Origin of the sequence: Rhizobium sp. CF142, assembly GCF_000281145.1 — a bacterium.
Taxonomy (GTDB): Bacteria; Pseudomonadota; Alphaproteobacteria; order Rhizobiales; family Rhizobiaceae; genus Rhizobium.
Map to the genome: position 1 here is coordinate 1 of NZ_AJWE01000003.1, position 2454 is coordinate 2454.

Sequence of the window (2454 nt, forward strand, 5' to 3'; positions counted from 1 at the left end):
AACCCAAACAGCACGCCAAATACAACTTCCGCGACTCCGAATTATACGCAAGGTCGTTGATGAAATACCACGATTTCAAAGTGTAAATCTTGATATTACGAAGGATTTAATAGCCTTGAGCGATCCACCTCCGCCTTATGCAGCAGGTGAACGCCATCAATCATCACAGCCCGTACCCGGGGATCAACAGACTACAGGGACAGGAGAAGAGTGATGACGGACTATTATGTTGCCACTGACGGAAGCGACATCGCCAAAGGCAGTTTGTCTGCACCATGGAAGACGATCAGTCGCGCCATGCAGGCGCAGCTAAGGCCTGGCGATCAGGTGGTGGTAAAGTCAGGAACGTACCATGAGCAGATCGTGGTGACGAAGGATGGTGCGGCGGATAATTACGTCACCATCCGCTCCGAATTGCCGGGCGACGCTTTACTCAGACCGCCTTCTTCGGACACCTACAGCACGCTGAATGTGCGAGCGAACTACGTCAGGATCGAGGGTTTCGACGTCGTTGGCGGCGGGGGACATGCGATCGATATTGAAGGGTCGCATCACGTCACGATCAAAGACAACATAGCCCATGACAGCGGCGGTTCGGGTATTTCCAGCGCCAAATCGGATTGGCTGACGATCGAAGACAACCGGGTCTACGGCAACGCCGCGACGAACGGCTATCAGTGCAGCGGCATCTCGCTCTGGCAGAACGTGGATCTCGCCGCAGGCAATGCCGAATTCCGCAACATCATCAGGAACAACATAAGCTACGATAACGTGCAAGGACCCGCCATCAACTGGGAACATACGGATGGAAACGGTATCATCATCGACGGCTTTCAAGACACGAAATACCGCTACGGCACTCTGATCGAGGGCAATGTCTCCTACGGCAATGGTGGCAAGGGCATCCACGTCTTCCTGAGCGACTTCGTCACGGTGCGCAACAATACCGTCTGGCACAACAACCATGACAATGCCAACAAGGGAAGCTGGCGGGGCGAGCTGAGCAACGCCATGGGTAGCTACAATACCTGGGTGAACAATGTCGCAGTGGCGGATCCGCGAACGGACTCCAGAAACCGGGCCATCAATGATGTCAGCACCAATGGCTACGTGAACAAGGATGTGAAGTGGTACAACAATATCACCTTCAACGGCACTCCGCGCGAGGCATCAGTACTTTCGGATGGCCAAATGCCGGGCGCCGCCAACGGAAACCTGCTTGGGCTTGATCCGCTGCTTTCGAATCCGGCCACGGGAGATTTCCACTTGAAGCCGGCTTCGCCGGCCATCAATGCCGGAACGTCCGCTTTCGGGCTCGGATCTGTCGACATTGACGGGCAGGCCCGCGTGAACGGCAAGGTCGACATCGGAGCAGATGAGGCCACCTCCAGTGCGGACACGCCGCCGAATGCTCAGGACGTTTCTGGCTCGGCGCCGCGATGAATACAGTTTCCGAGATTATTTTCGCCAACGGCGTCTAGATCATGCCGAGCTCAGTGGCGATGATCGCGGCAGCTCGAAGCGCAATATGGGCGCTTAGCCGCAAGGCAATGAACCCGTCGATGGCGCGCGTCGCCAGATCTGAAAAGCCTGAAAGGTTTCGGTGATCTGAAAATGCTGGTCGGATAGGAACGTGGCCAGTACCCCTTCCGGATCGTAGATATCGGGCTTGCTGGCGACGATGAGGGTTGGAACCTGCAGTGCGGAAGCAAAACCTGGCCGCGGTTCAGAGACATAGAGTGCACTGCCACACCCCTGGCCCAGCGGCACATGGTAAACGAGCGCGCCAAGCGCGTCGGCGCTCCACCAGACGCGATCACCCTCGGTGAGGGCTGAGCGTACGACAGCTGCCGCAGAGCGATAGTCGTCCTTCGCGTGACGGGGCGCGAATCTGATGCTTGCGCCGGAGGCCAATGCCATCATCAGAAAGCCAAGCACTACGAGCTTGCCGACAGGCCGACGCCAGAGCAACGCCACGCCTGCCGCCTGCAGCGCCAAGACGACCGCGATTGCGGGCGCGAGATGGCGACCGACGACGCGCCAGTGCAGAATATATCCGGCAATCAGGATCAGTGCAGCGGCAGCCGTGAACGCGATGGCACAGGCCGCCAATGTGCGAGGCGGAACATTGCGAATTGCCTGGATCACGCCAGCCAGCGTTACGGCCGCGACCAGGATGGCGTAGCTTGCCAACGCAACAAGGTAAGAAGAGACGATCGCCCCCTCCCCGGCGCGCAATTCCGTGCGGCCCGGCCCGAGGCCTGCAAACCCCAGCAGCTCATAGGCTGAGAAAACCAGAGTCCGCGCGTCGGTCGTCGCCACTTTGGTGCCGCCTGCCCCTCCAAGCACCGTCCAGAGATAGTAGAGCCCGAGCGGCGCCAGCACGACCACGAGCAGAATCGACGGCCCGATAATGTGGCTGGCGGCAAGCGCTCACTCCGGCAATGCCTTCTG

The 2454-nt window shown here is 58.6% G+C and carries 3 protein-coding genes; 2 read left to right on the top strand and 1 reads right to left on the bottom strand.

All coding sequences use genetic code 11. The features are described 5' to 3' along the window. Both PMI11_RS37920 and PMI11_RS00030 read left to right on the top strand, forming a co-directional pair. Positions 1–214: hypothetical protein (locus PMI11_RS37920; protein ID WP_210161445.1), on the top strand; the 214-nt coding region annotated here is incomplete at its 5' end. Continuing rightward, complete coding sequence (locus PMI11_RS00030; RefSeq protein ID WP_007811903.1) at positions 214–1443, top strand: right-handed parallel beta-helix repeat-containing protein; 1230 nt, start codon at positions 214–216, stop codon at positions 1441–1443. The genes PMI11_RS37920 and PMI11_RS00030, both read left to right, overlap by 1 nt. A 93-nt stretch (positions 1444–1536) precedes the next feature. Here the strand turns inward: PMI11_RS00030 and PMI11_RS00035 are convergent, their stop codons facing one another. After that, entirely contained in the window at positions 1537–2391 is an 855-nt protein-coding gene (locus tag PMI11_RS00035; protein ID WP_007811906.1) for a hypothetical protein, read from the bottom strand. Positions 2392–2454: the final 63 nt, after the last annotated feature.